Annotated in this window: 15 protein-coding genes; 10 read left to right on the plus strand and 5 right to left on the minus strand. The window is 34.8% G+C overall.

The genetic code is table 11. The features are described 5' to 3' along the window. Positions 1 to 90 precede the first annotated feature (90 nt). From DB891_RS02060 to DB891_RS02075, 4 genes are all read left to right on the plus strand, one after another. Positions 91 to 1,530: a nucleoside recognition domain-containing protein gene (locus tag DB891_RS02060; RefSeq protein ID WP_116760070.1), complete on the plus strand. Its 1,440-nt coding sequence runs from the start codon at positions 91 to 93 to the stop codon at positions 1,528 to 1,530. Between the two features lie 261 nt (positions 1,531 to 1,791). Continuing rightward, positions 1,792 to 2,436 (plus strand): hypothetical protein, encoded by a 645-nt coding sequence (locus tag DB891_RS02065; protein WP_116760072.1) that lies wholly within the window; start codon positions 1,792 to 1,794, stop codon positions 2,434 to 2,436. Between the two features lie 383 nt (positions 2,437 to 2,819). Next, positions 2,820 to 4,421, plus strand: coding sequence for a fumarate hydratase (locus tag DB891_RS02070; protein ID WP_116760074.1), 1,602 nt, complete (start codon positions 2,820 to 2,822; stop codon positions 4,419 to 4,421). Positions 4,422 to 4,547: 126 nt separating this feature from the next. Then, the gene (locus tag DB891_RS02075; protein ID WP_116760347.1) at positions 4,548 to 5,420 is read left to right on the plus strand and encodes a substrate-binding domain-containing protein; all 873 of its coding nucleotides are present in this window, start codon (positions 4,548 to 4,550) and stop codon (positions 5,418 to 5,420) included. A 315-nt stretch (positions 5,421 to 5,735) separates the two neighbouring features. Here DB891_RS02075 and nagB read toward each other — a convergent pair whose 3' ends face one another. The 4 genes from nagB to DB891_RS02095 all read right to left on the minus strand — a co-directional run bounded on the left by nagB (position 5,736) and on the right by DB891_RS02095 (position 11,205). After that, a complete protein-coding gene (gene nagB, locus DB891_RS02080) occupies positions 5,736 to 7,664 on the minus strand; it encodes a glucosamine-6-phosphate deaminase (RefSeq protein WP_116760076.1) in 1,929 nt (642 codons plus the stop codon). A gap of 20 nt (positions 7,665 to 7,684) precedes the next feature. Continuing rightward, the gene (locus DB891_RS02085) at positions 7,685 to 9,100 is read right to left on the minus strand and encodes a sugar MFS transporter (protein WP_223256026.1); all 1,416 of its coding nucleotides are present in this window, start codon (positions 9,098 to 9,100) and stop codon (positions 7,685 to 7,687) included. Positions 9,101 to 9,244: 144 nt separating this feature from the next. Continuing rightward, entirely contained in the window at positions 9,245 to 10,120 is an 876-nt protein-coding gene (locus tag DB891_RS02090; protein ID WP_116760078.1) for a sugar phosphate nucleotidyltransferase, read from the minus strand. Between the two features lie 2 nt (positions 10,121 to 10,122). After that, positions 10,123 to 11,205, minus strand: coding sequence for a mevalonate kinase family protein (locus DB891_RS02095; protein ID WP_223256027.1), 1,083 nt, complete (start codon positions 11,203 to 11,205; stop codon positions 10,123 to 10,125). A 629-nt stretch (positions 11,206 to 11,834) separates the two neighbouring features. On the opposite strand from DB891_RS02095, the gene DB891_RS02100 reads away from it, so the two are divergent. After that, a complete protein-coding gene (locus DB891_RS02100) occupies positions 11,835 to 12,875 on the plus strand; it encodes a LacI family DNA-binding transcriptional regulator (protein WP_116760082.1) in 1,041 nt (346 codons plus the stop codon). Positions 12,876 to 13,069: 194 nt separating this feature from the next. On the opposite strand, the gene DB891_RS02105 is transcribed toward DB891_RS02100, so the two are convergent. Continuing rightward, on the minus strand, positions 13,070 to 13,720 hold the full coding sequence (locus DB891_RS02105; RefSeq protein ID WP_116760084.1) for a sugar-binding protein: 651 nt from the start codon (positions 13,718 to 13,720) through the stop codon (positions 13,070 to 13,072). A 702-nt stretch (positions 13,721 to 14,422) separates the two neighbouring features. Between DB891_RS02105 and DB891_RS02110 the strand changes: the two genes are divergently transcribed. From DB891_RS02110 to DB891_RS02130, 5 genes are all read left to right on the plus strand, one after another. Next, complete coding sequence (locus DB891_RS02110) at positions 14,423 to 17,512, plus strand: SusC/RagA family TonB-linked outer membrane protein (protein ID WP_116760086.1); 3,090 nt, start codon at positions 14,423 to 14,425, stop codon at positions 17,510 to 17,512. 39 nt (positions 17,513 to 17,551) lie between these two features. Continuing rightward, positions 17,552 to 19,063, plus strand: a complete 1,512-nt coding sequence (locus tag DB891_RS02115) for a RagB/SusD family nutrient uptake outer membrane protein (protein WP_116760088.1) — start codon at positions 17,552 to 17,554, stop codon at positions 19,061 to 19,063. Positions 19,064 to 19,172: 109 nt separating this feature from the next. After that, positions 19,173 to 20,585, plus strand: a complete 1,413-nt coding sequence (locus tag DB891_RS02120; protein WP_116760090.1) for an aryl-sulfate sulfotransferase — start codon at positions 19,173 to 19,175, stop codon at positions 20,583 to 20,585. Positions 20,586 to 20,658: 73 nt separating this feature from the next. Further along, the gene (locus DB891_RS02125; RefSeq protein WP_116760092.1) at positions 20,659 to 21,648 is read left to right on the plus strand and encodes a c-type cytochrome; all 990 of its coding nucleotides are present in this window, start codon (positions 20,659 to 20,661) and stop codon (positions 21,646 to 21,648) included. A gap of 54 nt (positions 21,649 to 21,702) precedes the next feature. Further along, the gene (locus tag DB891_RS02130) at positions 21,703 to 24,717 is read left to right on the plus strand and encodes a glycoside hydrolase domain-containing protein (RefSeq protein WP_223256028.1); all 3,015 of its coding nucleotides are present in this window, start codon (positions 21,703 to 21,705) and stop codon (positions 24,715 to 24,717) included. Positions 24,718 to 24,809: the final 92 nt, after the last annotated feature.

The following is a 24,809-nucleotide window of genomic DNA, read 5'->3' on the forward strand; positions in this document are numbered from 1 at the left end:
GACATAGATGTTAAAATTGATATTGACATTGACATTGCAATTGATATTGCAATTGACATTGATTTATTACATTTACAAAAATTATAAATTATGGTATTAAGTAGATTTTGGCTCGTTATTTTTATTTCTTCAATAGTTTTTGTTGTGATTAGTTTGTTTTCTGGCAACAGTTATACAATCGATTATGTTTTGAATGGAAAAAAAGACGATCCCATTTTACTTTCTGAAAAATACATCAATCAAGTTCCGGTTTTCATCAAAGACAGTATCAAAAATGCACCGGACCAAACCATGATTATCAATCGTGATACGCTAAATGCCGACACGACTTATGTTTATAAAAATAAAACAGTAAAAATCTTCAGTGGTGTTCAAAAATCCGATGGATTATTGCCGACCTGTAAAAGTACTTTACTCGATTTAATTTTGCCGCTTATGGCCTATTTGGCATTTTTCTGCGGATTGATGGAACTTTTAATTATTTCCGGAGCGACCGAAAAATTTGCCAGAATATTGAGTCCAGTATTCGTAAAAGTGTTTCCTAGTATTCCCAAAAATCATCCATCGATCTCCTATATGACCTTAAACTTTGCCGCCAATTTCTTGGGATTGGATTCGGCCGCAACACCTTTTGGATTAAAAGCTATGGAAAGTTTACAGGAAATAAACCCCGAAAAAGACAAAGCCAGTGATGCTCAAATTATGTTCATGTGTCTTCATGCCTCGGGACTTACCTTAATTGCAACTTCTATAATCGGCTATCGTGCAGCTGCCAATGCCGCCAACCCAGCCGATGTTATGCTGCCTTGTATTATCACCTCTTTTATCGGTACAATTGCTGCTTTTCTTATTGTGGGGGTTAAACAAAAAATTAATTTCAAAAGCGCGTCTTTAGTAACAGGGTTAATGGTGTTAATTGCTGCAATTGTAGGTTTGTTGATGTATGTAAACCATTTGGATCTAATAGGTAAAAATTATTTTACATCTAATCTTTCAGCATTGATATTGGTTGGAATTATTGCTTCTACTTTGATCTTATCTTTTATTAAGGAAAAGAAATTTGCGGAGGCGAAAACTACCGTTTATGAAACCTTTGTGACAGGAGCCAATAATGGCGTTAAAACGGGCGTTATCATTTTTCCTTATGTTTTAGGAATGTTAGTTGCTATTTCTTTATTCAGAAATAGCGGTTTATTTGAAATTATTAGCAACTGGATTGCTTTTGCTTTTTCTAATATGGGAGTAAGTAAAGAAATCACGGATGCCTTACCAGTAGCTTTACTTAGACCTTTTAGTTCTGCAGGATCCCGAGGGTTTTTAATTGATTCGATGAATACTTTTGGTGCCGATTCCTTAACTGGAAGATTAAGTAGTATTTTTCAATGCAGTGCCGAGAGTACTTTTTATGTGATCGCGGTTTATTTTGGTTCTGTTAATATAAAAAACACCCAGTACGCTTTAGGGACGATGCTTTTGGTCGATTTAATTTGTGTGATTACAGCTATTTTGGTGGCGAGCTGGTTTTTTTAAATCAGACGGGACTAAAATCTGGCTTATAAAATAAATTAAGTAGCGCATTCTTGAATATAATAAAAGTAGCATAGAAACGATTTGTTTTTATGAATGATATTGTAATAATAGATTTCAACTATTGTTCATTTGTGATTTTAAATAATTATATCAGAATTATTGAAAGAACATCCAGCGGATTTTGAAAATAAAATTTTAAATTTGAAAAAAAGGAAATAAGGATTTGAACAAAACCTTTTGAGACTTAATAAATATCAACACATGAAAAAAATTTACACATTAACCTTCTTATCATTGTCATTTAATCTTTTTTCTCAAGATAAAAATTTTTTACAAAACGGAGAAATTATTTCTTCCAAAATAATAGAAGTTTCTCCAAAAGAGGTTAAGTACAATAAATTTAACAACATAGAAGGGCCTTTGTATATTGAAAAAAAAGGAAATATATCTAAAATTGAATTTGAAAATGGAAATATAGAAAAATTAGATTTAATAATAGAAAGTAATGATGTTTCTATTGAAGAAACAAAAGCATTTATTATTGAAAATATAAATATATATGGGTTTGAGGAAGACTCATATTCTCATCCATACAAAGCTGTTTTTGAAGGAGATTTTTTAAGATTAATTGAAATGAACAAAAAAAGAACAAAACAAAAAAACAGTGGAATTTTATTTGATTTTTCAAATGTTTATAAGTTTCAAAAGGTTTCAAAAAGATCCGATGATAAAGCATTTATAAATATATTTGTTTCTATTCAAGAAAGTAAAAGGAGGAATACCTGGGACAAACATAAATTAGTAATGCTAGTAAAAGGCCATGAAAAAGCAGAGTCTATATTGAAAGCACTAATTCACTATAATAAACTTTTAAGCCCCCAAAAAATGGTTGAAGATAAATTCTAAAAAGCTTGAATAATAAAAAACGGATTAACATACTTTTCCTACCAGTGAGGATATATGGTATTACAAGCCCAGATTTTGTTCTTAAATTAATGATTTCTTGTATGTATTTGTCAGTCATAATTTTATATTCACCACTCAAAATATTTATTTTATAGTATTATTCGTCAAATAAGATTAATCAAAAAAAATTCCCGTGGCTCTGCCTCGTGGGTAAAGTGGAAAATTTTAAATCGTTGACATAGGAATGATTGATGTTGTAACAACAAATTTAATCCGTTGTTCATTTATAATTCCAAACAATTATACCAACAATAGCTGACATAAATCACTTTTTATTCTTTGAACAATTCTTATATTTGGCGTTCTAAAAATAATCACATATTATGGACTTTATATACCAGGATCCTTATCCAATTTTAAAAGACGATACCCAATACCGTAAAATCACTTCCGATTTTGTAAAAGTAGAACAACTAGGGAATAGAGAAATCTTGACTGTTGATCCAAAAGGATTGGAATTATTGGCTCAAGAAGCTTTGAAAGATGTTTCTTTTATGTTACGTACTTCACATTTGGAAAAACTAAAAGCAATTTTGGATGATCCGGAAGCGACCGATAATGACCGTTTTGTAGCTTATAATTTATTGCAAAATGCTGTAGTGGCGATCGATGGGGAATTACCTTCTTGTCAGGATACCGGGACGGCGATTGTAATGGCCAAAAAAGGAGAAAATGTATATACGGGAGTAGATGATGCCGAATGGCTTTCAAAAGGGATTTTTAATACCTATCAAGAACGCAACCTTCGTTATTCTCAAATTGTTCCGATTAGCATGTTTGAAGAGAAAAATTCAGGTTCCAATCTTCCGGCTCAAATTGATATTTATGCCAAAAAAGGAGCTTCTTATGAGTTTTTGTTTTTGGCAAAAGGAGGAGGATCTGCGAACAAAACGTATTTATACCAACAGACAAAATCTTTATTGAACGAAAAATCGATGGATGCTTTCATTCGTGCAAAAATAATGGATTTGGGGACCTCTGCCTGTCCGCCATATCATTTGGCTTTAGTGATAGGAGGAACTTCTGCGGAAGCGAACTTATCAGCAGTTAAAAAAGCTTCAGCAGGTTATTTTGACCATTTGCCTACCACCGGAAACATGGCTGGTCAGGCTTTCCGTGATCTGGAATGGGAAAAAAGAGTACAGTTAATTTGCCAACAAAGTCAGATTGGAGCACAATTTGGCGGTAAATATTTTACTCATGATGTTCGAGTGATTCGTTTGCCACGTCATGCGGCTTCTTGTCCGGTTGGATTGGGAGTTTCTTGTTCTGCCGATAGAAATATCAAAGGTAAAATTACCAAAGACGGTATTTTTGTAGAGCAATTGGAAGTGAATCCAAAACGATTGTTGCCTGAAACTGCACCTCATTTGGAACCTGCTGTCGAAATTGATTTGAACCGACCAATGGCCGATATTCTTGCGGAATTGTCTAAATATCCAATCAAAACCCGTTTGAAATTAAACGGAACCTTGATTGTGGCTCGTGATATTGCCCACGCCAAAATCAAAGAATTATTGGATGCAGGGAAACCAATGCCAGAATACTTTAAAAATCACCCTATCTATTATGCTGGACCTGCAAAAACACCAGAGGGAATGGCTTCGGGAAGTTTTGGACCAACAACAGCCGGTAGAATGGATGTGTACGTAGAAGAGTTCCAAAAAAATGGTGGAAGTATGGTGATGCTTGCCAAAGGGAACAGAACCAAAGACGTGATGAATGCCTGTAAAACCTACGGAGGATTCTATTTGGGATCTATTGGAGGTCCAGCGGCGATTTTAGCCAAAGAGAATATTCTTTCTGTTGAGGTAGTCGATTTTGAAGAACTGGGTATGGAAGCCGTTCGTAAAATCACCATTAAAGATTTCCCCGCTTTTATTATCACCGATGACAAAGGGAATGATTTTTTTGAAAACCTTTAGAGAACAACTCATTTATAAATAGCAAAAAAACCACCATTTCTAAAGTTTTTGAGATGGTGGTTTCTATTTTTAAGTGCATATTTGTATTGTATTCTACCCTTTCAACTTTTTTATATATTTGCTTCGGTGGATAAAAAACTTACGATTAAAGATATTGCGCTGTTAGCTGGTGTTTCAAAAGGAACCGTGGATAGAGTGTTGCATAAAAGAGGCAAAGTATCTGAGGAGGCTCTTGTAAAAGTGAATGCAGTTTTGAGTGAGATCAACTATGAGCCTAATTTTATGGCAAGAAGTCTCAAGAACAATAAAATATATCACATCTGTGTCAGTCTTCCCAATCCATCGTTAGACTCCTATTGGCTTCCTTGTGTCAAAGGAATTGAGGATGTTGTACAAAAAATTAAAGCGTACAACCTTCAAATCAAAATATTTTATTTTGATCCGGAAAGCACGGAGTCTTTTATAAATTGCAATGAATCCATATTGAAAATTGCTCCAGATGCCGTCATGTTGGCGCCTTTGTTTTATAAGGAAACATTGAATATGGTTGAAAAATATAATAAACTGGGAATTGTTGTTTCTACTTTTAACAATCAAATTCACTCTTCTATAATCAAAAGTTTTGTTGGTCAGGATTTATTTATGAGCGGTAGGGTTGCTGCCAAACTTTTGGATTTACTGCACAAAAAAGGGAGTATGGTCATTATTCATATCGATGAGTCTTATGAAAATGCCATTCACATGCAAGAAAAAGAACGTGGATTTAGAGCTTATTTTAGTAAAAAAGAAAATTCGGAGTACACTATACATACTTTAAAATTGCATAATCCAACTATTGAAAAGGATTTTAAAGATTTTCTGGCCGACAACCCCAATTTGGGCGGAATCTTTGTTACCACCTCGAAATCCTATCATATAGCCAAAATAGCGAGTGATCAAAATGCCTCTAAAATTGGCATTTTGGTATGGGCGAGTTTTACGAGTTGTTTTTGGTTTTGATCCATTTTTTTTAATCGAAAAGTAGAGCGAAAAGAAATCACACCATTTATTTCCAGCAAGATATATTTTTTTCTTTCTAAAATCATAGAATATTGTCCTGAATTAATTTGACAATTTAATCTAAAACTCTTCATTTATTGACTCTCAAAAAATCAAAGAAACAACAACATAAGTAGGATTAACTTCATTTTGAAACACCTTTTTAATAATTCGAATAAATACAAAGAGGTCCGAAAATTTCGAACCTCTTTGTTTACTAACTAACTCTATATATCGGATATATCTTGACCTAATTCTTAAATACAAACCTTGTGATTAATATTCCCATCTAACGAAGGCTTCCATTGCAGCATAGGTTGACAATCCCAATTGTTTATATAATGCTGCCGTTTCTCTGTTTCTGTCTTCGGCTCTTTGCCAAAATTCTCTCGTATCCGATCCTTGAAACACTACACCGTCTTTTTGAGATTGGTGTTTAAAAATTCCCTGTCTTTTAGCCAATACCTGATCCGGACTCATGGGCACAGCCATTTCAACCTCATCGATACCCCATTCCTGCCAAGCTCCTCGGTACAACCAAACCCAACAGTCTTTCATAAAATCTTTTGATTTCAATCGTTTAACCGCTTCAAAAATAGCGTCCAAACATACTTTATGCGTTCCATGAGGATCGGCTAAATCGCCCGCAGCATATATTTGGTGTGGTTTAATTTTTTCAATAAGATTCGTCGTTAGCAAAATATCTTCCTCGCCTAGAGGTTTTTTCTCAATAGTCCCTGTTTCATAAAAAGGAAGTTCCATAAAATGAATTTGCTCATCTGGCAAACCAACAAAATTACTGGTGGATCGAGCCTCCCCTTTTCTAATCAATCCTTTCAAATACCTCACTTCCGGAATGTCGATTTCACTTGTTTTTTTGTTGCTCAAAAAAGTGATTGCTTTGTGATAAATGTTGTCTGCTTCTGGACTTTTTATTCCAAATTTCTCGTTGTAATCAATTACAAATCGTGCAAATCTCAATGCCTCATCATCTGCAACGGCAATATTTCCAGAAGTTTGATACGCAACATGCACCTCGTGCCCTTGTTGTTGCAATCTCATAAAAGTACCTCCCATACTAATGATGTCATCATCAGGATGTGGGCTAAAAATCAAGACTCTTTTTCTTGCTGGCTCCGCTCTTTCCGGTCGGTTTGAATCGTCTGCATTTGGTTTTCCTCCTGGCCAACCGGTAATTGTATTTTGTAGTTTATTGAATATCTTGATGTTAATGTCGTACGCAGGACCTGAATCGGCCAACAAATCACTCATTCCATTTTCGATATAATCAGCATCGGTAAGCATTAAAATAGGCTTCTTTAAATCGAGCGCCAATCCTAATACCGCTTTCCTGATTAATTTATCTGACCAAACAATTTTTTCGACCAACCAAGGCGTATTGATTCTGGTTAATTTTGAAGAAGCTTCTTTATCTAAAACAAAAACTGCATTATTATGCTCTTGCAAAAAAGAAGCAGGTATGCGATTGGTCACTTCGTCTTCGACAGATTTTTTAATAATTCCCGATTTTCCTTCTCCCCAAGCCATTAAAATAACTTGTTTTGCTTCCATTATTTTTTTTACTCCAAGCGTAATTGCTGTTCTAGGAGTATTGTTCAACCCAGAAAAATCTTTGCTGGCCGCCACTCTTGTAATATGATCTAAAGCAACCAGTCTCGTTTTGGAATTTTGTAAAGATCCCGATTCATTAAATCCGATATGACCGTTACCTCCAATACCCAGTATTTGCAAGTCAATACCACCCAAGGCTTCTATTTTAGCTTCGTAATTAGTACAATAATCCGCAATTTCTTCTTTAGACAAAAGGCCATCCGGAATATGATAATTTTCAGGTAAAATATCTACATGATCCAATAATAATTCTTTCATGAATCGCACGTAACTATTTATGGAATCCGGTTCCATTGGGTAATATTCATCTAAATTGAAAGTGATTACGTTTTTAAAACTCAATCCCTCCTCTTTGTGTAAGCGCACTAATTCTGCATATAATCCTTTTGGTGAAGATCCTGTTGCCAATCCCAAAACACAAGATTGTTTATTCTCTTGTTTTAATTTAATAAGTGCCGCTATTTCCTGCGCAACCGCTTTAGATGCCGAAGTTGAATTTTCAAAAACTACTGTGTTACTATTCTCGAATCTTTTTTCGAAACCTGTTGCTTTATCTATTGTACTTTTTAACATTGTCAGTTTTGTTTTTAAATTTATTTAATTAACTCAATCTGCCCCGATAATGATCGGGATCGCGACCAACTTCTGTATTTATGCCCTTTAAAGGCATAAAATATAATCATTAAATAAGAAGGCAATAAAATCAAATAAGCAATTTGATTCCCACTTTTTGCCGTTTTTGCAATACCATTTGCTTCATTAGCCAGATTAATAGTTTCCGCCCATGAACCATAGATTAACGGAAAAATCGCCCCACCAATAATTCCCATTATTAATATAGCGCTTGCTATTTTTGTATATCCACCTAAATCCTGAAGAGCCATTGGCCAAATTGCCGGCCAACAAAGCGCATTGGCAAGTCCCATAAGAGCTACCAATAGTATCACCAATGGTAAAACTGGAATTCCAGGTAATTGAATCATTACATTAGGAGATATCGTTACAATTAATAGTACTAAAATTAAACCTAAAATACCTGAAACTTTTAATGCCATAACCTGGGAAACATATTTTGGTATTAGTGCAATACCTAAAATATATCCTATCACCATTGCTGTCATGGTAAATGAAGTCAGTTTTAGATAAAAATTACCATTCTCACCATAAACCCCTAATTGTTTACCAAATACCCCAATCGAATCTCCAGCCAAAACCTCTGCAGCCAGATATAACATTAATGTTATAACACCCAAAACTAATTGGGGATATTTAAGAGCATTTATAATTTGCTTAAAAACACTTAAATGAGCCACATTTCCATCTTCATCTAAATCAATTTCCGGCAGAGGAGATAATTTAACAAACACTGCTAAAATGATGATGATAAACCCCATATAAAGATAGGGAGTTTGTAATTGCAAAGCAAGTGTGTCTAATGCTTTCGATTTGGCTATAGCATCAAGAGCAGCAATTTTGTCGGCTGTGTAATCTTGCATATTTGATAACACCAAAGCTGTTAACACTAGCGGCGCAATAAATCCCGCTAATTTATTGGCAATCCCTAGTACGCTAATTCTTGCTGCTGCACTTTCTCTGGGCCCAATTACCACTACATAAGGATTTGCCGCAGTTTGCAAAATAGCCAAACCGGTCCCCATAACAAACAAAGCGACCAGAAATAAGATGAAAGTTCGAGTCTCAGCAGCGGGATAAAACATAAATGCTCCAAGGGCAATTACAAGTAGTCCTAACGAAACTCCATTTTTATAGCCTACTTTTTCTATTACCCAAGAGGATGGGATTGCCATAACAAAATAAGCAATATAAAAGGCAAAAGCCACAAAATAGGCCTGAGATTGAGTCAATTCGCAAGCCAATTCAAAAAACGGAATTAATGGTCCATTCAACCAAGTTACGAACCCTAAAATAAAAAATAATGCGGTTAAAATAACCATTGGAATTAATGCATTTTCCTGATTGGCATGCATTGCGTTTTTAATTTCTGACATGTTGTAGTTTTTTATAGTAATAGTTAAATTCAGCTTGCAACTTTATAAAACAGTATAAAACCTTCATAATCTAGTGTGGTTTAGTTACTAGAAAAAAAAATAGAAGTGCTTTTCACTGATTTTTCTTATCTTTCTTTTAGGTTATTATTCATTCCAATCTAATTGGGGATACTGTTTTTTTAAATATTCTTTCACTTCGGCTATATCTTCTTTTGCCGTTAAGTCGGGAACGTGTTCAGAAAAAGGGATTCCTAATGTAGTATTAGGATGCTCTTTTATTGCGTTTAAAAGTACGGTAGGCAATTCCTTCTCCTCTCTTTCCGGATGAACGGGACAGTTTTTTAAGTAAGGATATAAAAGCGCTCCATTAAATTTAAAAGCATTCATGCTTACTCTCAATTTCCCTTCGGCATCTTTGTAGCTGTCTAGAATATCTGCGGCAGGTTTTTCCAGAATATCCAATAATTGATTATCACCATTGAGTTTTGCAATGGCAAAACGCGAAATTCGTTCTGACGGAAATTCCATTGCATCCCTATCATAGCTTATAAAAGCATTTAGGCTTTTGGTTTCCCTAAGCGCATATAAGGCATCTTTAGAATACAAATTATCACTATTACAAACGGAATAATCTTGGGAATTCAATTCAGGATACTGTTCGACAGCTTGAAATAATGCGTCGGCGGTGCCAAATGGTTTTATTCTACCTTGGGGAATATATTGAATTGCGAAAGAAATATTTAACCCGTGAAAATCATTGTTTTTGTTTTTACTTCCGTAAAATTCTTTAAACAAATCTCCCTGTTCTCCTATAATGATGATGATGTTTTTATATCCCGCTTTTTTAGCATTCAATAAAAGATAATCCAATAATGGTCTTCCGTTTGGGCCAACTCCTATCAATCCTTTGCTTCTTTCGTTAGCTTGGGCAATTTCTTCAGGAGTTAGATTATCTAATGAAATTTCTTTTTTCATTCGTGAAGAAGCTCCACCCGCTAAAATAATTAAATTGTCATGCATACTTAATTCTTTAAATTTTTCTGTTTTTCTATTATCCTTACTCCAGGATCAACCGTTACTGCATAAGCTTCTTTTGCGCCTGCGGCCAATATTGCGGCTACAACCTGCGCTTCTTTTTCTGGATCTGCAATTACTACAATACTCCCGCCGCCGCCTGAACCCACAATTTTGGCACCATAAGCCCCCGCTTTCAATGCGGCAGTAATCATATCATCAATTTTCGGCACTGTTATTTTTAATAAATCCCTTAAAACAGCATGATGCTCATTCATTAATCCACCAATTTTTTTTAAATCCAGAATTGGTTTTTGAAATTCTTTTAAAGCTTCTTTTGTATAATGGTAGTTTTTGATGGCAGCCTCAAAATAAGGAATCAGTCTGTCCGGCAAATAATTACGATATTTATCTAAATCTTCGATTTCGGATTTGTTTAAATCAAAATCTTTAAAATTTTGTTTTATAATACCTATTGCCAACAAAGCATTTCCTTTTATTTCTCCAATCAGTCCAATAGTTTCTTTGGGTACTCCGGAAACGCCGGTAATCAGTCCTTTCAATTCCGTTCCAATAACGGTGTACGAAAATGGATCTTTGGTATTTATATGGACAATATTCCCTATTCCTATGCTATAATGATCCATCATTCCGCCCGGCTCCCCATGCTCCAGCACTTCAGAGGCATAACCCATTTTCGCAATGAATTCTGGTGTAACTTCATCATCTACTCCGTAAGCAGTTATCAAAAAATTAATCCAAGCCAGTAGCAAAGCCGATGAACTTGAGGTTCCTGAATTGATGGGAATATCGCCTTTTATGGTAATATCGTACCCTACATTTGGAATACAGCCATGCCTTCTTAAAACCCTTAATGAAGACGCAAAATAATCACGAGGCGCCAATTCCGAAAAGTCAGCATGAATATCAATGATTCTGACTTCATCGATATCTCCCATATTTAATTTAAAAACCTGCGTGTCATTTTGCACTGCAGTTAATTTTATACTTCTATTAATTGCGCATGCAATTACCGGCAAACCCAAATAATCTTGATGATCTCCAAATAAACAGGTTCGCCCTGGTGCCATTGATATAATTTTTCTCACTCTTTATTTAATTAACACACTGCAATGCTGTTGATTACACTGTTTCGAATTTATAAAACAAACTCTTTTTCTAGTTTTAACTTTACGAAACTATAGATTAAATTCTAATAAACCAAACAAAAAACAAAAAAATGTGCTCGAACACACTATTTTAATGTTGTCGAGCACATTTTTTTAAATAAACAATTATTACATTAGCAGAATCATTTGATCGTTTTGAAAAAGTATAATTTGAAAACAGCTAATACCATTCCATTACATTTATATTTTAATAAAGAGTTCATGCCGAAGCTTAAACTGGCGGCTTCAAAGTCGGTTACTATTTAATTATAGTGCTAAATTCACTTAAAGATACAGGGCAAACGCGTTTAAATTTTTTTGCCACTCCCGATAGCACCTATCTGGATTCACGAATTGTCACAAATTATATTAATTTTTAAAATTGAATTTCACAAATTTTATCTGTTTTAACCAAAATTGTGAAATTAAAACAGATGATTTTTCGTGTAAATTTGTTCAATTCGTGGCTAACTTTTTTTAAAAAGCGTTTGCCCTGTGTTTATTAAACCTTACAAATTAAATAAACCAAAGTTTTTATATATTTGCTCATTATGGATAAAAAATACACAATTAAGGATATTGCAAAATTAGCTGGCGTTTCTAAGGGTACCGTTGACAGAGTCTTGCATAAAAGAGGCAAAGTGTCTCCAACAGCCCTTGAAAAAGTTAACGAAGTTTTAAACGTAATTGACTACGAACCAAATCTTATTGCCAGAAATTTAAAAAACAATAAAATTTACCGTATTTGTATAGTACTTCCTGATCCTGAAATCGACCCTTATTGGCTACCTTGCGTAAAGGGTATTAATGATGCCATACAAGAATTTAAGGCCTACAATTTAGTTATTCAGACCTTTTATTTTGATCCGGAAAAAAAGAAATCGTTTTTGGAAACCAATGATACCGTAATTGAACTTTCTCCAGATGCTGTTTTGTTGGCACCCCTATTCCATAAAGAAACGGTAGCCGTTATCCAAAAATACGATGCTATAAACACTATTGTAAACACCTTCAATAACCAAGTCGAATCTGCATCCGTAAAAAGTTTTGTGGGCCAGGATTTATTTAGAAGTGGTCGCGTAGCCGCAAAATTATTGGATTCTATTTCTGATAAAGGCCAAATTGCGATTATTCATATTGATGAAACCTACAAAAATGCTATTCACATGCAGGAAAAGGAAAGAGGCTTTAGAAATTATTTTGATGAGAAAGAAAATTCAGAATATACTATCACGACCTTAAAATTAAAAAGTCCAAATATTGAAATTAATTTCAATACTTTCCTGAATGAAAACCCGGATTTATCGGGAATCTTTATTACCACTTCCAAAGCATATCAAATAGCCAAAACAATTACTGAGGTTACCCATAAAAAAATAGGATTTATTGGATATGATTTGATTGATGAGAATCTAACGTATTTGAATCAAGGCGTAATTGATTTTATGATACACCAAAATCAAAAAAGACAAGCTTATCTAGGGATAACTTCTTTGGTGGAACATTTTCTTTTTAATAAAGAAATTCCGGAGATGATTCTTTTGCCTATTGATATAGTAAATTCCGAAAATGCAGACTATTATATTGAATAGCATTTATTTATTCGTATTCAGCCTAACAAAAATTTGACACAAATTGCACGAATTCACACAAATTCAAAATGAAAATTTAGAAAGATTTCACAAAAAAAATCAATCTTGCAATGCAATTCGTGTGAATTTGTGCAATTTGTGTCTGTTTTTCTTTAAATCCAAAGTTGAATTTGGTGTAGGCTGAATAGTTCCATTTATTCTTTTAAAACAAAGGTTCCAAAAGAAGAAGCTATATGAAAATTCGGCGTTTCTGTATTTGGGTTTACCCAAGTGATCCAAGTAGGTTCAAAACATCCGTTTTGCCCCTTAAAATATTTAGCCCGAAAAACCCCCACTTCAATTTTGTTGTTTTTAATTAAATTAAAATCTTTTAAGGATTGAATGCTTATTGATCCTTCAACGGTAAAAGAATTCTCATTTACAGATGATTTAACAACTATATCATTCTTTGGCCAACTCCAATTAAAATCGAAATCCTTATTAGGATAAGCGATAAAATCCATTATTCGAGCAGCGGAATCTATTTCCAGACAGTAATATGGATTCAGGGAAATATCGGGTCTGAAAAAAAGTTCGACTCTATCTGAATTATTGATACTATCAATACTATCGTCCAGTTTTTCTATGTGAATTGATGAATCTAAAACGGTAAAGCTGAAAAATAAATTTTCACGATCCCAAAGTGCCTTAAAAGTAATTTCTGACTGTTTTTTACTATCCCATGGAGAGCAAAAATCAGTCAAAGGCATAGCGCAATCCCACAACTCATCATCTCCTTTTCCAGAGATAACCAGCTGATTTTTTTCAATTAAATTCACTACGTACTCTTTTATTTCATCATTCATTTTTATATGTTATTTACTATTTCTTTAAAACCCATTCCAAACATTTTTTTCGAAATATAGTTGAAATAAATCAATTAATCTCATTATAAAATTACTCCATTTTTCGAACTGTTTTAAGGGTATAAATTTACTGTTAATTTTTACCATAAATAAAACAAAAAAAACACACTAATTAGGTATTCCTTCCATTACATTATCATTATTCAATCTATAAGGAACCTGCGAATTTAATATTATTCAATCAGTATTTCAATCATTTACCTAAAAATAAGATTAAAACCCAAAAGATCTATATTGTTAAACAATTGGAATTGTATTACAAAAAAACATTTTAACACCGTTTTTTTGTGCTCGAGAACAGAAATATTGTGTGTTCGAGCACAATATTTGTTATTTTCCTTGTTTAATAAAAATATAATCTATAGTTTCGTCAGTGAATTGTGAATTATATTGTTTGAATTATAATTTTTAAGCAATAAAAAAAATGATTTTATTGTCGTTTTTAACTTTTAAAATGAAGGTGCATTTAATTAAAAACTGTCATTTTTAAAATAATTTAAGAATTTAAAATCAGCATAAATAAGACAAAATGAATACCCTTTTTTAATGAAATTCAAATAGACTTGTTCGATTGCAGGGTCAAAAAAGAGAAGGGAATAAATTAAAAAATAATTACGTATAACAACCAAAAAACCATTAAGTATGAATGAAATAACCAAAAACAAGCCGGAAAACTTTCGGCTTAACGTGATCTCCGGGAGAGTGGTCAAAATTACAACTATTATACTGCTCAACTGGGGCTTGCAAGCGTCAGCATCGGAAAGTTATACCATAAATATTCCGACGGAAATTAATGCCCAAAACATACAAAATCAAATCAAAGGAAAGGTTACCGATGAAAACGGACTACCTATATCTGGAGCCAATATTCACATTAAAGGAAGCACCGAATCGGTTCAGACTGATCTAGATGGTTCTTTTGCAATTGATGCCCCAGAAGCTACAGTTACTTTAGTGATTTCTTTTATCGGAAAGGAAACCAGAGAAGTAAAAGCAACAGGAGGTTTTGTAACTGTCGTTTTGAAAGAGGAAGGACTTAAAATGAATGAGGTAATCGTAGTTGGATATGGTAAACAAAAGAAAAGTGACCTTACCGGTTCTGTGAGTTCCATTAGTAAGGATAACTTAAACTTAGGAGGAACCGTGGCCAATGTTGGTCAAGCTTTACAAGGACGTGCCTCAGGGATTCAAGTGCAGCAAAATAATTTTGCTCCGGGAAGCACCCCTTCAGTTATTATTAGAGGAGGGAACTCCATCAACAATTCTAATGCCCCATTGTATGTGGTAGATGGATTTATTACGAGTACCGGTGGATCGATTAGTCCGAACGATATCGAAAATATTCAGGTTTTAAAAGATGCTTCTTCTACGGCTATTTATGGTGCCAGAGGAGGAAATGGGGTAATATTGATTACCACTAAAAAAGGAAAATCTGGAAAAATGCAAATTGAAGCCGATTTGTCGAATGGTTTTCAGAATATAATTGAAGCTCCCTCTTTATTGAATGGACAACAATATGCTGATATTCAAAATGCAATTGCTGCCGAAAATAATAAACCACCTGTTTTTCCTGTAAGTTTTCCAATTGCAAATACCAATTGGTTTGACGCAGCAACCCGTCAAGGTTATGTAAGAAATGGAACAATTTCATTTAGTGGAAGCGATAAAGTGTCTAAATTTTATCTTTCTGGAAATTATATAGACCAAACGGGAGCGTTGCAAAACACTGATTTCGAAAAATTCTCTGTACGAATGGGTGGGGAGAAAAAGTTTAGTGAGAAATTAAATATAGGCACTAATTTTTATGGTTCTGTAAGCAATGGAAACAATAGTAATTATGATGATAATATTTTATCTCCTATAAATGCCATACAGACTGCTCCCCCGTCTATTCCAATTTATAACCCAGATGGGACGTATTATAAATACCAAGGAAAAGATAATGCATTAGCTCTTTTGTTGGAACCTACAGATAATATCACCAATAGATTGGTCAATGCAAGTATGTTTCTTGATTATGAAATTATTAAAAACTTAACGTACCATTTTGGAGCAGGTGCTGAGTTTCAAGAAAACATAGAAGGAAAATATACTCCGAGCACACTAGTTGCCGGAGCTGCTTTAAAAGGTGTTGCCTCAGAAGAAAATAAATCCTATTTTAGATGGAGTACAGAGCAATATTTAACCTATAAATTTGCTACAGGGGAAAATGCTTTTACAGCAATGATAGGGACTTCCAATCAAAAAGACACCTATGAACAATTAAAAGCTTCCGGCACTGGTTTTTCTAATGATTTGTTAACCTATCATGATCTTGGAGGTGCCTCTGTGTATTCAAAACCAGAAAGTTTTAAGTCGGAGACAAAACTTACGTCTTATTTCGGTAGATTGAATTATGCTTTTGCCGATAAGTATTTGGCTTCTTTTACCATAAGAAGAGATGGATCTTCTCGATTCGGTCCCAACAATCAATATGGAACATTCCCGTCTGGGGCTATTGCATGGAAACTTTCGAACGAATCATTTGTACAAAATTTAAATGCTTTTTCAGAACTAAAACTAAGAGCCAGTTATGGTATTACGGGTAATGATGGTATTGGAGATTATGCTTATATGAGTAGACTAAGATCTTGGGGTGTTATTATTGCACCAGATGATTTTGTTCCGGGTACTGAACCCGCTAATTTAGCAAATCCCAATTTAAAATGGGAAGAAACAGCTCAAACAGATTTAGGTTTGGATATGGGTTTTCTTGACGGAAGATTGAATGCAACCATTGATGTGTACAAAAAAACAACCAGTGATGCGCTTTTGAACGTGCCTGTTGGAGATTGGTGGGGTTTTGACACTCAAAGAATCAATACAGGAGTTATTGAAAATAAAGGGATAGAATTTGGTTTAAGTTATGATAATATAAGAAATGAAAATTTCTCTTGGAAATCGACTTTTAATATTGCTTACAACAAACAAGAGGTAGTGTCGCTTTCTGATAATGTTAAAATTATAAGTGTAAAGACATCTAATCCAAGTGCATTTACTTCAGTACAAGAGTTTACAAGATTAGAGCCAGGAAAAGAAATGGGGGTGCTATATGGTTATGAATATGCTGGAGTGGTAAAAACAGGAGAGGTTTATTCGCCACAACCAAATTCTAAACCGGGAGATCCTAAATATTCAGATTTAAATGGAGATGGAAAAATTACACCAGATGATAGAACCTATTTAGGGAATTCTACACCACATTATATCGCAGGATTTGGGAATGATTTTAGATATGGAAATTTTGATTTGAATATCTTTTTTCAAGGAGCATTTGATTATTCCGTGTACAACATGACCGCAATGGTAGCTGAATCAAGTACCGGTACAGCCGCATTAGACCGTTGGGTTGCCGGTACAAATGAAGATACCGATATTCCAAGAGATGGGTATTACAAAAGTAAATATGGTAGTTATGTAAATTCAAAATTTGTTAAAGAAGCTTCTTATGTTCGTTTAAAAAACGTGTCTATTGGATATTCTATTCCAGAGAGTGCATTAAGACAAGCTAAATTTATTGATAGTATCCGATTGTATGCTACTGGTCAGAATTTATTAACGTTGACAAACTATTCTGGTAATGATCCTGAAGTTAATGGGCATTCAAATAACAATCTAGGAGGTGGAATAGATTTCAACTCATTCCCAGCTTCCAGAAGTTTTGTTTTGGGTGTAAAAGTTACCATTCATTAGTCTAAAAAGCTTTTTTAACTAACATTAAATTTAATTAAAATGAAAAAATATTCTATACTATTTCTAATACTAACCGCAGGAATACAATTTTCTTGCAATCAAGATCTTGACCCTAAAGTATACAGTAGTTTGACCAATACCAATGGGTATCAAACAAAGTCGGATGCGATGGCGGCTGTAAATTCAGTATATGCCAGACTAAAAGGACCATCAGTGGGTGATAACTTTTCATATTGGGCAACACGGCATTTTGCGTTAACAGATATTGCAACAGATTTAGGTCATTGTCAATTTGATGGGGATCCAGGACAATTGTTTTTAGGTACTTGGAATTCGGCCAATGGTCTACTTGAGGAAGATTGGACTTCTATGTATAAGTTGGTTGCCAATGCCAACAATGCGATTTATTACATTACCCCAATGACAGGGATCTCGGATGCTGAAAAAACACAATTCATCGCCGAATCAAAATTTCTAAGAGCTTCGGCTTATATGGATTTAACGGATTCTTGGGGACCCGTAATTTTGATTACAGAGGATAATTTGGCAAGTCCTGATTATTTATCGCAAACGCCTCCAACATCGGTTGAAGATATTGATGCTTTTTTGATTAAAGATTTGAATGAAGCTGCCAGTGTATTGCCTGTTAATTATCAAGACAATGCTATTTATGGAAGTAATGATGTAGGGCGTGCTACCAAAGGTGCGGCACTAACATTATTGGCAAAATTGTATATGAGAAGCCATAATTGGCAACAAGTAGTCGATCTTACACAACAAGTAATGAGCTTAAATCAATACAGTCTTTATCCATCTTATTTAGGATTGTTCAAAGAAAATAATAAATGGTGTCAAGAAAACATCTTTTCCTCCCTTAGCGATGCTAATACTAATGGAACGGAATTGCTAAATCACTTTGGTCCAGTAAATCATCCAGTAGTACAAAACAGATGGCAGTATTATACTGTAAACTGGGATTTCTATAATACTTTTGGTAACGAAGACGAGAGAAAACAATGTTTCTTTCCAGAATATGTAGGAATCGATGACTTATTATATAGACAAGCACCTACTATGGGGGCCGAACCTCCTGAAGGCGAATTTTATATGCAGGATGTAGCCACCAGAAAATATGCAGATGATGAAACGCAAACCTATTACGATGGTCATAGTGTTAACATATTGCGTTATGCCGATGTTTTGTTGAGCAGAGCGGAAGCATTAAACGAGATTAGCGGGCCAACTGGCGAAGCGATTGACCTTATTAATCAGGTTAAAGCAAGATCTCATGCTAAGCTATTGGTTTTAGCAGATTACAATCAAGCTACTTTAAGGGATGCTATTTTGCAAGAAAGAGGATGGGAACTTTTCTACGAAGGAAAACGTCGTGCCGATTTAATCAGAATGAATAAATATGATGTTCTTGTAAATGCATACCATACCAGAGTAGGAGAAGGCGCTCCAATCAAGATGCCTCAAAACAAATATTATACCTACCCTCAAAGTCAGGTAGATCTTAACCCAAAGTTAAGTAACGCCGATAGACAGTAAATAGTAATAGGTTTATATAAATCAAGAATGTAATGTCGTCAGCATTGATGCTGTTATATTCTTGATTTTTATATAAAAAAAAATAGTAGTTTTATAAAAACACCATAAAATGATTAAGAGTTTAATAGTTAAAGGCATTTTGATTTTTACCCTTTTGGTAATGGTTAGTTGTTCCAAGAATCAAGGCAATTGTGTTACTACTATCAACGTCGGAACTCATAGTAACAACGAATTGAAGATTCAAATCGATGTTACTACAAGTACTGATGCAAAGGTATATGTAGAATATTGGCGTGAGGCAATTGGAAGTAAAGGTAAAATGACTTCTTTGACAACACCTAGTGGCAAAAAACATTCTCTTGTGCTTTGCTCCATCAGTCCTGATACTAAATACAACTATCAGGTTGTGACGATTCAGGATGATGTAAAAAACATAAGTAAAGTCTATGCTTTCAAATCCAGACAGTTGCCGGAATGGTTGCAAAAACAATTCAAAGCCAATTGTCCAAAACCCAATTTAATACCTGAAAATTTCAAAAAAGGGTTTTTACTTTTAAGCAAAAGAGAAACTCCGGGTACCGTTTACCTAGTAGATTATAAAGGAAATCTGAGATGGTATCATACAGTAGAAGGAACTGGATTTAAAGTTTCCTGTTTTACCGATGATCAAAGCATTATTTCTATACTTGGAAAAAATGATGAACCAACGAGCTATGGCAGCGAGATTTTAGAAATTAATTTGCAAGGTGATACGCTCACGCACATTAGAAAAGGTCAAGGCGATTTAAAGCAAGTCATTCATCATGAAATTATAAAGAAATCGACCAACGAAATCGTGACTTTGTTTGTCGATGAAAGAATAACCGACTTATCCGCGATAGGTGGCAAAAAGAAAGATACCATCAACGGTGACGGAATTCTTATTTTGGATAAAAAAGGAAAACAACTCTGGAAATGGAGTGTTTTTGACGATTTAGACCCGATGAAAGATAAAGCATTGTTGAAAACCAAAAAGGATTGGATGCATGCCAACAGCTTGAATTATGACAAAGACGGCAATTTTATTATTTCATTTTATAATAACGGTCAAATTTGGAAAGTAAATGCCAAAACCGGAAAAGTAATTTGGAAAATAGGAAAAGGCGGAACAATTGCAATGCCTGCCAATTGCAATTTTTCACAAGCCCACGCGGCACACATTAATCAAGAAGGAAGTTTATTATTTTTTGACAATGGAGTCGACAAAAAACAATCTTCGGTTTTTGCCATGAATGTAGATGAGAAAAGCAATAAAGTAGCATTAGATTTTCATATTGAATTACCCAAAGAAATCTACAATGACAGAATGGGAAGTGCCTATATGATTGACAAAGAAACCCTATTGGCTTGTTGTTCCAAAAGACATATTACCGTTCTAACCAATAAAAAAGGAGTGCTACTTTGGACTTTAGAGTCCGAAATTCCACCTTACAGGGTAAAGTTTATCCCAGAAGATAAACTCAAACCGTTTCTTTTGAATTAAAAAATAACCAAAAGGGAAGAGCTGTTTCAATTGGAATAACTTTATAAATACCTGAATTTAATACCTTATTAGAATGAAAAAAATAGTTGCAATCGGAATCCTTTTTGCTTTGCCAATAGTGATTTTTAATTCTTGTAATTCATCTTCGGCTAATACGATGGCAAAAGAAGTTGCGGAAGAAGAGTCTTATATCACCATTGATACTTCAAAAATCCCAAATGATAAGTTTGGCGAATCGGTGCGTTACGGAAGAGAATTGATGCTAAGAACGTCTTATTATATTGGACCAGAAGGAATTAATGGAAAATATTTGGGCAATAAAATGAATTGTACCAATTGCCATCAAGATGCGGGAACCAAACCATATTCCTTCAATTTAATGTCATCACACGACAATTACCCACAATATCGTGGTAGAGAAGATAAAGTTCTTACTCTTGCCGAAAGGGTAAACAATTGCATCATGCGTCCTCATTCTGGTAAACCATTGCCATTAGACAGTGATGAAATGGTAGCTTTCTTGTCTTATTTTAAATGGATTAGCAAGTTTGTACCCAAAGACAGTTTATTTAAAGGATCCAAAAACTTTAAAATTGAATTTCCAGATGTAGCGGCAAGTCCTGAGAGAGGAAAAGCACTTTATGCCGAAAATTGTGTTCGTTGTCACGGAAATGACGGGCAAGGAATATTCAATGCCGATAAATCTGGTTATGTATATCCACCTTTATGGGGTAAATATGCCTACCAACCCGGTTCGAGTATGCATAGAGTTATCAAACAAGCGCAATGGTTAAAAGGAAATATGCCTTTTGATAAAGTATCCGTTGGCAAACCGTATTTGACCGATGCACAAGCACTCGACATTGCGGCTTATGTTAATGATGACTCCGTTCATTCTAGAACAAATCCTAAAACACTGGACTATCCAGATCCAAAGGCAAAAGCTATAGATTATGCCCATGCTCCTTTTAGTGATCCTTTTACCGAAAAACAACATAGATTAGGGCCTTTTAAACCCATTATTGAATATTGGAAAAAACAAGGTTGGGAAGCTATTTATTAAAGTTTTATACAACAATCTATTACTATTCTACATACCCTTTTGAAAAACAGAATCATGCAAAACAACTCAAAACCGAGATTTTTTATAAGTAGCTTATTTGCTCTTTGTCTTTTTATAACAACTGGTGCTTTACGTGCACAAGAGCTAAAGTACACCGACGGAAACAACAGTTGGAATCCAGATTTACTGGGAAATCATCGTGCGATAGTACAGTTTTCCGGTAGCGGAACGGTTGCCAAAACCACGATCGAATGGAGAAGAAGAGACGAAAATCCAGATCAAAAACGCATCATAGTACAGGATGCCAAAACGGGCAAAGACATTCTAAATGTGATTTCTGAGAATGTAAATCGGGAATCGGGTACTGTTTTTTTTGAACCGGTTTCGGGTAAAGGAACCTACTATGTGTATTATTTGCCATACATAGACGAAGGACTTGGTGTCTACTACCCAAAAGGGGTTTACGCTAAACCGCAAAACACTGCCGATGCGGCCTGGTTGTCGAAAGTAAAAACCGATTTAAAAGCGAATTGTAGCGTTTCAGAAATCCAAAGTGTCAACGATTTCAATAGTTTTTATCCTATGGAAGTGATTGCTACAGCTGCCGAAACACAAAATGTAATGGCACAAAATAAAGGAAAAGCATTCTTGGTTTTCCCGGAAGATCGACTGAATTCTATCCGAATGCAAAAAGATTTACCAAAGCGTTGGATTGACAAGGGAGTTCAAAATACGTTCACAGATACAGCATTAAGAGGAGAATATTTGGCTTTTCAGTTGGGTGTTTATGCTTTACAAGATTTAAACAATGTAAAAGTTACTTTTTCGGATTTAAAAAATGCAGCAGGAAAAACAATTGCAGCAAAAAACATAAGTTGTATCAATACCGATGGGGTAAAATATGACGGTACTGTTTTTTCGAATACGGTAAATGTATTAAAAGGCAAAGTACAAGCCTTGTGGTGCGGAATTGATGTTCCAGAAAGCACCCAGGCTGGAGATTATGTTGGTGAAGTTTTGGTTACTTCGGGAGGTGCCACCCAAGCGGTTACTCTTCATTTAGTGGTGAATGAAGGTGTAACTCACAATGGTGGCATCGACCAACCCGAAAAAATGGCCCGATTAAAATGGTTGAATTCTACAATGGCACAAGAAAACACGGTGATTGCACCCTATACGCCATTAGAAGTAAAAGAAACGGAGATTTCATTATTGGGAAGAAAAGTGCTTTTGAGCAAAAACGGATTACCGACTCAGATTCAAACTTTTTTCACACCCGAAATGACTTCAATTGGCACCAAAGCCAATGATATATTAGCAGCTCCTGCACAATTCCATGTATTGGATAATGCCGGAAAAGAAATTAATAATTGGAAAAACACCAGTTTTAAATTCACCAAAAAAGAAGCCGGAACCGTATCATGGGAAAGTACCAATACCGCTACTGGCGTTGACATGCAGGTAAACGGAACCCTTGAATTTGATGGTTTTTTATCGTACACCGTTAAAATTACGGCACTTGAAGATGTTACTTTCAATGATATCAATTTTCAAATGCCTTTGCAGCCTACTTCTGCTAAATATCTGATGGGATTAGGTCAAAAAGGAGGTGAACGTCCTGAATCAATTAAATGGAAATGGGATGTAGCCAATAAAAATCAAGATGGTGCCTGGATTGGGAACGTGAATTCGGGATTGCAATTTTCGTTTAGAGATGAAAAATACAGCCGACCTTTAAACACTAATTTCTATTTACAAAAACCATTGCTCTTGCCAGCTTCTTGGGGGAATGGAAACAAAGGGGGAATTGATATTCTTCCCAACGGAAAAACAGTTTTGGTAAATGCCTACAGTGGAAACCGAAGCATGAAAAAAGGAGATGTCTTGCATTATAATTTCAATTTATTGATTACCCCCTTCCACCCTATCAACACCGATTTTCAGTGGGACAGCAAATTTTATCACAAGTATAATAACTTGGATACCATTGCAAAAACAGGAGCTACAATAGTGAATATTCATCATGCAACGCCTATAAATCCATATATCAATTATCCTTTTATCGAACATGATAAGATGAAAAGTTATATCGATGAAGCACATAGCAAAGGGCTAAAAGTAAAAATTTACAATACCATAAGAGAGCTTTCGAATAAAGCCCCTGAAACATTTGCTTTGCGAAGTCTGGGTCATGAAATTTATTCTCCGGGAAAAGGCGGAGGGTTTAGTTGGTTGCAAGAACATGTAGGAGACGATTATATTGCCGCATGGTTTGTTCCCGAAATTAAAGATGCGGCAATAGTAAACAGTGGAATGAACCGTTGGCACAATTATTATGTGGAAGGAATGAATTGGTTAACTCAAAACGTAGGTGTCGATGGTGTTTACCTTGATGATGTAGCTTTTGATAGAGTAACCATGAAACGTATCAAAAGAGTATTGACACAAAATGGTCATCCTGGAATATTAGATTTACACAGTGCCAATCAGTACAATAAAAGCGATGGGTTTAATAACAGTGCAAATTTATACATGGAACATTTTCCATATTTGAATAAACTATGGTTTGGGGAATATTTTGACTATGAGAAAAACCAACCCGACTTTTTCTTGACTGAAGTAAGCGGAATCCCTTTCGGATTGATGGGCGAAATGCTACAAGATGGTGGTAACGCATGGCGTGGTATGATTTACGGTATGACCAACAGAATGCCTTGGAGTGATAATGCCGATCCGCGTCCAATCTGGAAATTATGGAATGATTTCGGGATCAAAGGATCAGAAATGATTGGATATTGGAGTGAAAATTGTCCTGTGAAAACAAGCAATGCCAAGGTATTAGCAACGGTTTATAAAAAGAATGGCACGGCAATGATATCTATCGCAAGTTGGGCTGATGAGGATGTAAAAGTAAAACTGAATATAGACTGGAAAAAACTGGGAATTGATCCTGCTAAGGCTACAATAACAATCCCTGAAATTAAGAATTTTCAGTCAGCACAGCAATTTTCTGTTAATGCGGAACTACCGGTTGCCAAAGGAAAGGGATGGTTGTTAATCATCAAATAATAGATCAATCTATCTCATACAATGAAATCGCCATGATTCCAAATTACAAACTTAAATCGAGAATGGCGATACCATATTCCTTTGAAAAACAA

The sequence above is a fragment of the Flavobacterium laiguense genome (genome assembly GCF_003097655.1).
Lineage (GTDB): Bacteria > Bacteroidota > Bacteroidia > Flavobacteriales > Flavobacteriaceae > Flavobacterium > Flavobacterium laiguense.

Bases quoted from the DNA above. Each gene is read 5' to 3' on its own strand.
- DB891_RS02130 (WP_223256028.1), top strand. From the start codon at position 21,703: ATGCAAAACAACTCAAAACCGAGATTTTTTATAAGTAGCTTATTTGCT.
- DB891_RS02085 (WP_223256026.1), bottom strand. From the start codon at position 9,100: ATGTCAGAAATTAAAAACGCAATGCATGCCAATCAGGAAAATGCATTA.
- DB891_RS02065 (WP_116760072.1), top strand. From the start codon at position 1,792: ATGAAAAAAATTTACACATTAACCTTCTTATCATTGTCATTTAATCTT.
- DB891_RS02070 (WP_116760074.1), top strand. From the start codon at position 2,820: ATGGACTTTATATACCAGGATCCTTATCCAATTTTAAAAGACGATACC.
- DB891_RS02120 (WP_116760090.1), top strand. From the start codon at position 19,173: ATGATTAAGAGTTTAATAGTTAAAGGCATTTTGATTTTTACCCTTTTG.
- DB891_RS02110 (WP_116760086.1), top strand. From the start codon at position 14,423: ATGAATGAAATAACCAAAAACAAGCCGGAAAACTTTCGGCTTAACGTG.
- DB891_RS02115 (WP_116760088.1), top strand. From the start codon at position 17,552: ATGAAAAAATATTCTATACTATTTCTAATACTAACCGCAGGAATACAA.
- DB891_RS02105 (WP_116760084.1), bottom strand. From the start codon at position 13,720: ATGAATGATGAAATAAAAGAGTACGTAGTGAATTTAATTGAAAAAAAT.
- DB891_RS02095 (WP_223256027.1), bottom strand. From the start codon at position 11,205: ATGGCACCAGGGCGAACCTGTTTATTTGGAGATCATCAAGATTATTTG.
- DB891_RS02060 (WP_116760070.1), top strand. From the start codon at position 91: ATGGTATTAAGTAGATTTTGGCTCGTTATTTTTATTTCTTCAATAGTT.
- DB891_RS02100 (WP_116760082.1), top strand. From the start codon at position 11,835: ATGGATAAAAAATACACAATTAAGGATATTGCAAAATTAGCTGGCGTT.
- DB891_RS02090 (WP_116760078.1), bottom strand. From the start codon at position 10,120: ATGCATGACAATTTAATTATTTTAGCGGGTGGAGCTTCTTCACGAATG.
- nagB (WP_116760076.1), bottom strand. From the start codon at position 7,664: ATGTTAAAAAGTACAATAGATAAAGCAACAGGTTTCGAAAAAAGATTC.
- DB891_RS02125 (WP_116760092.1), top strand. From the start codon at position 20,659: ATGAAAAAAATAGTTGCAATCGGAATCCTTTTTGCTTTGCCAATAGTG.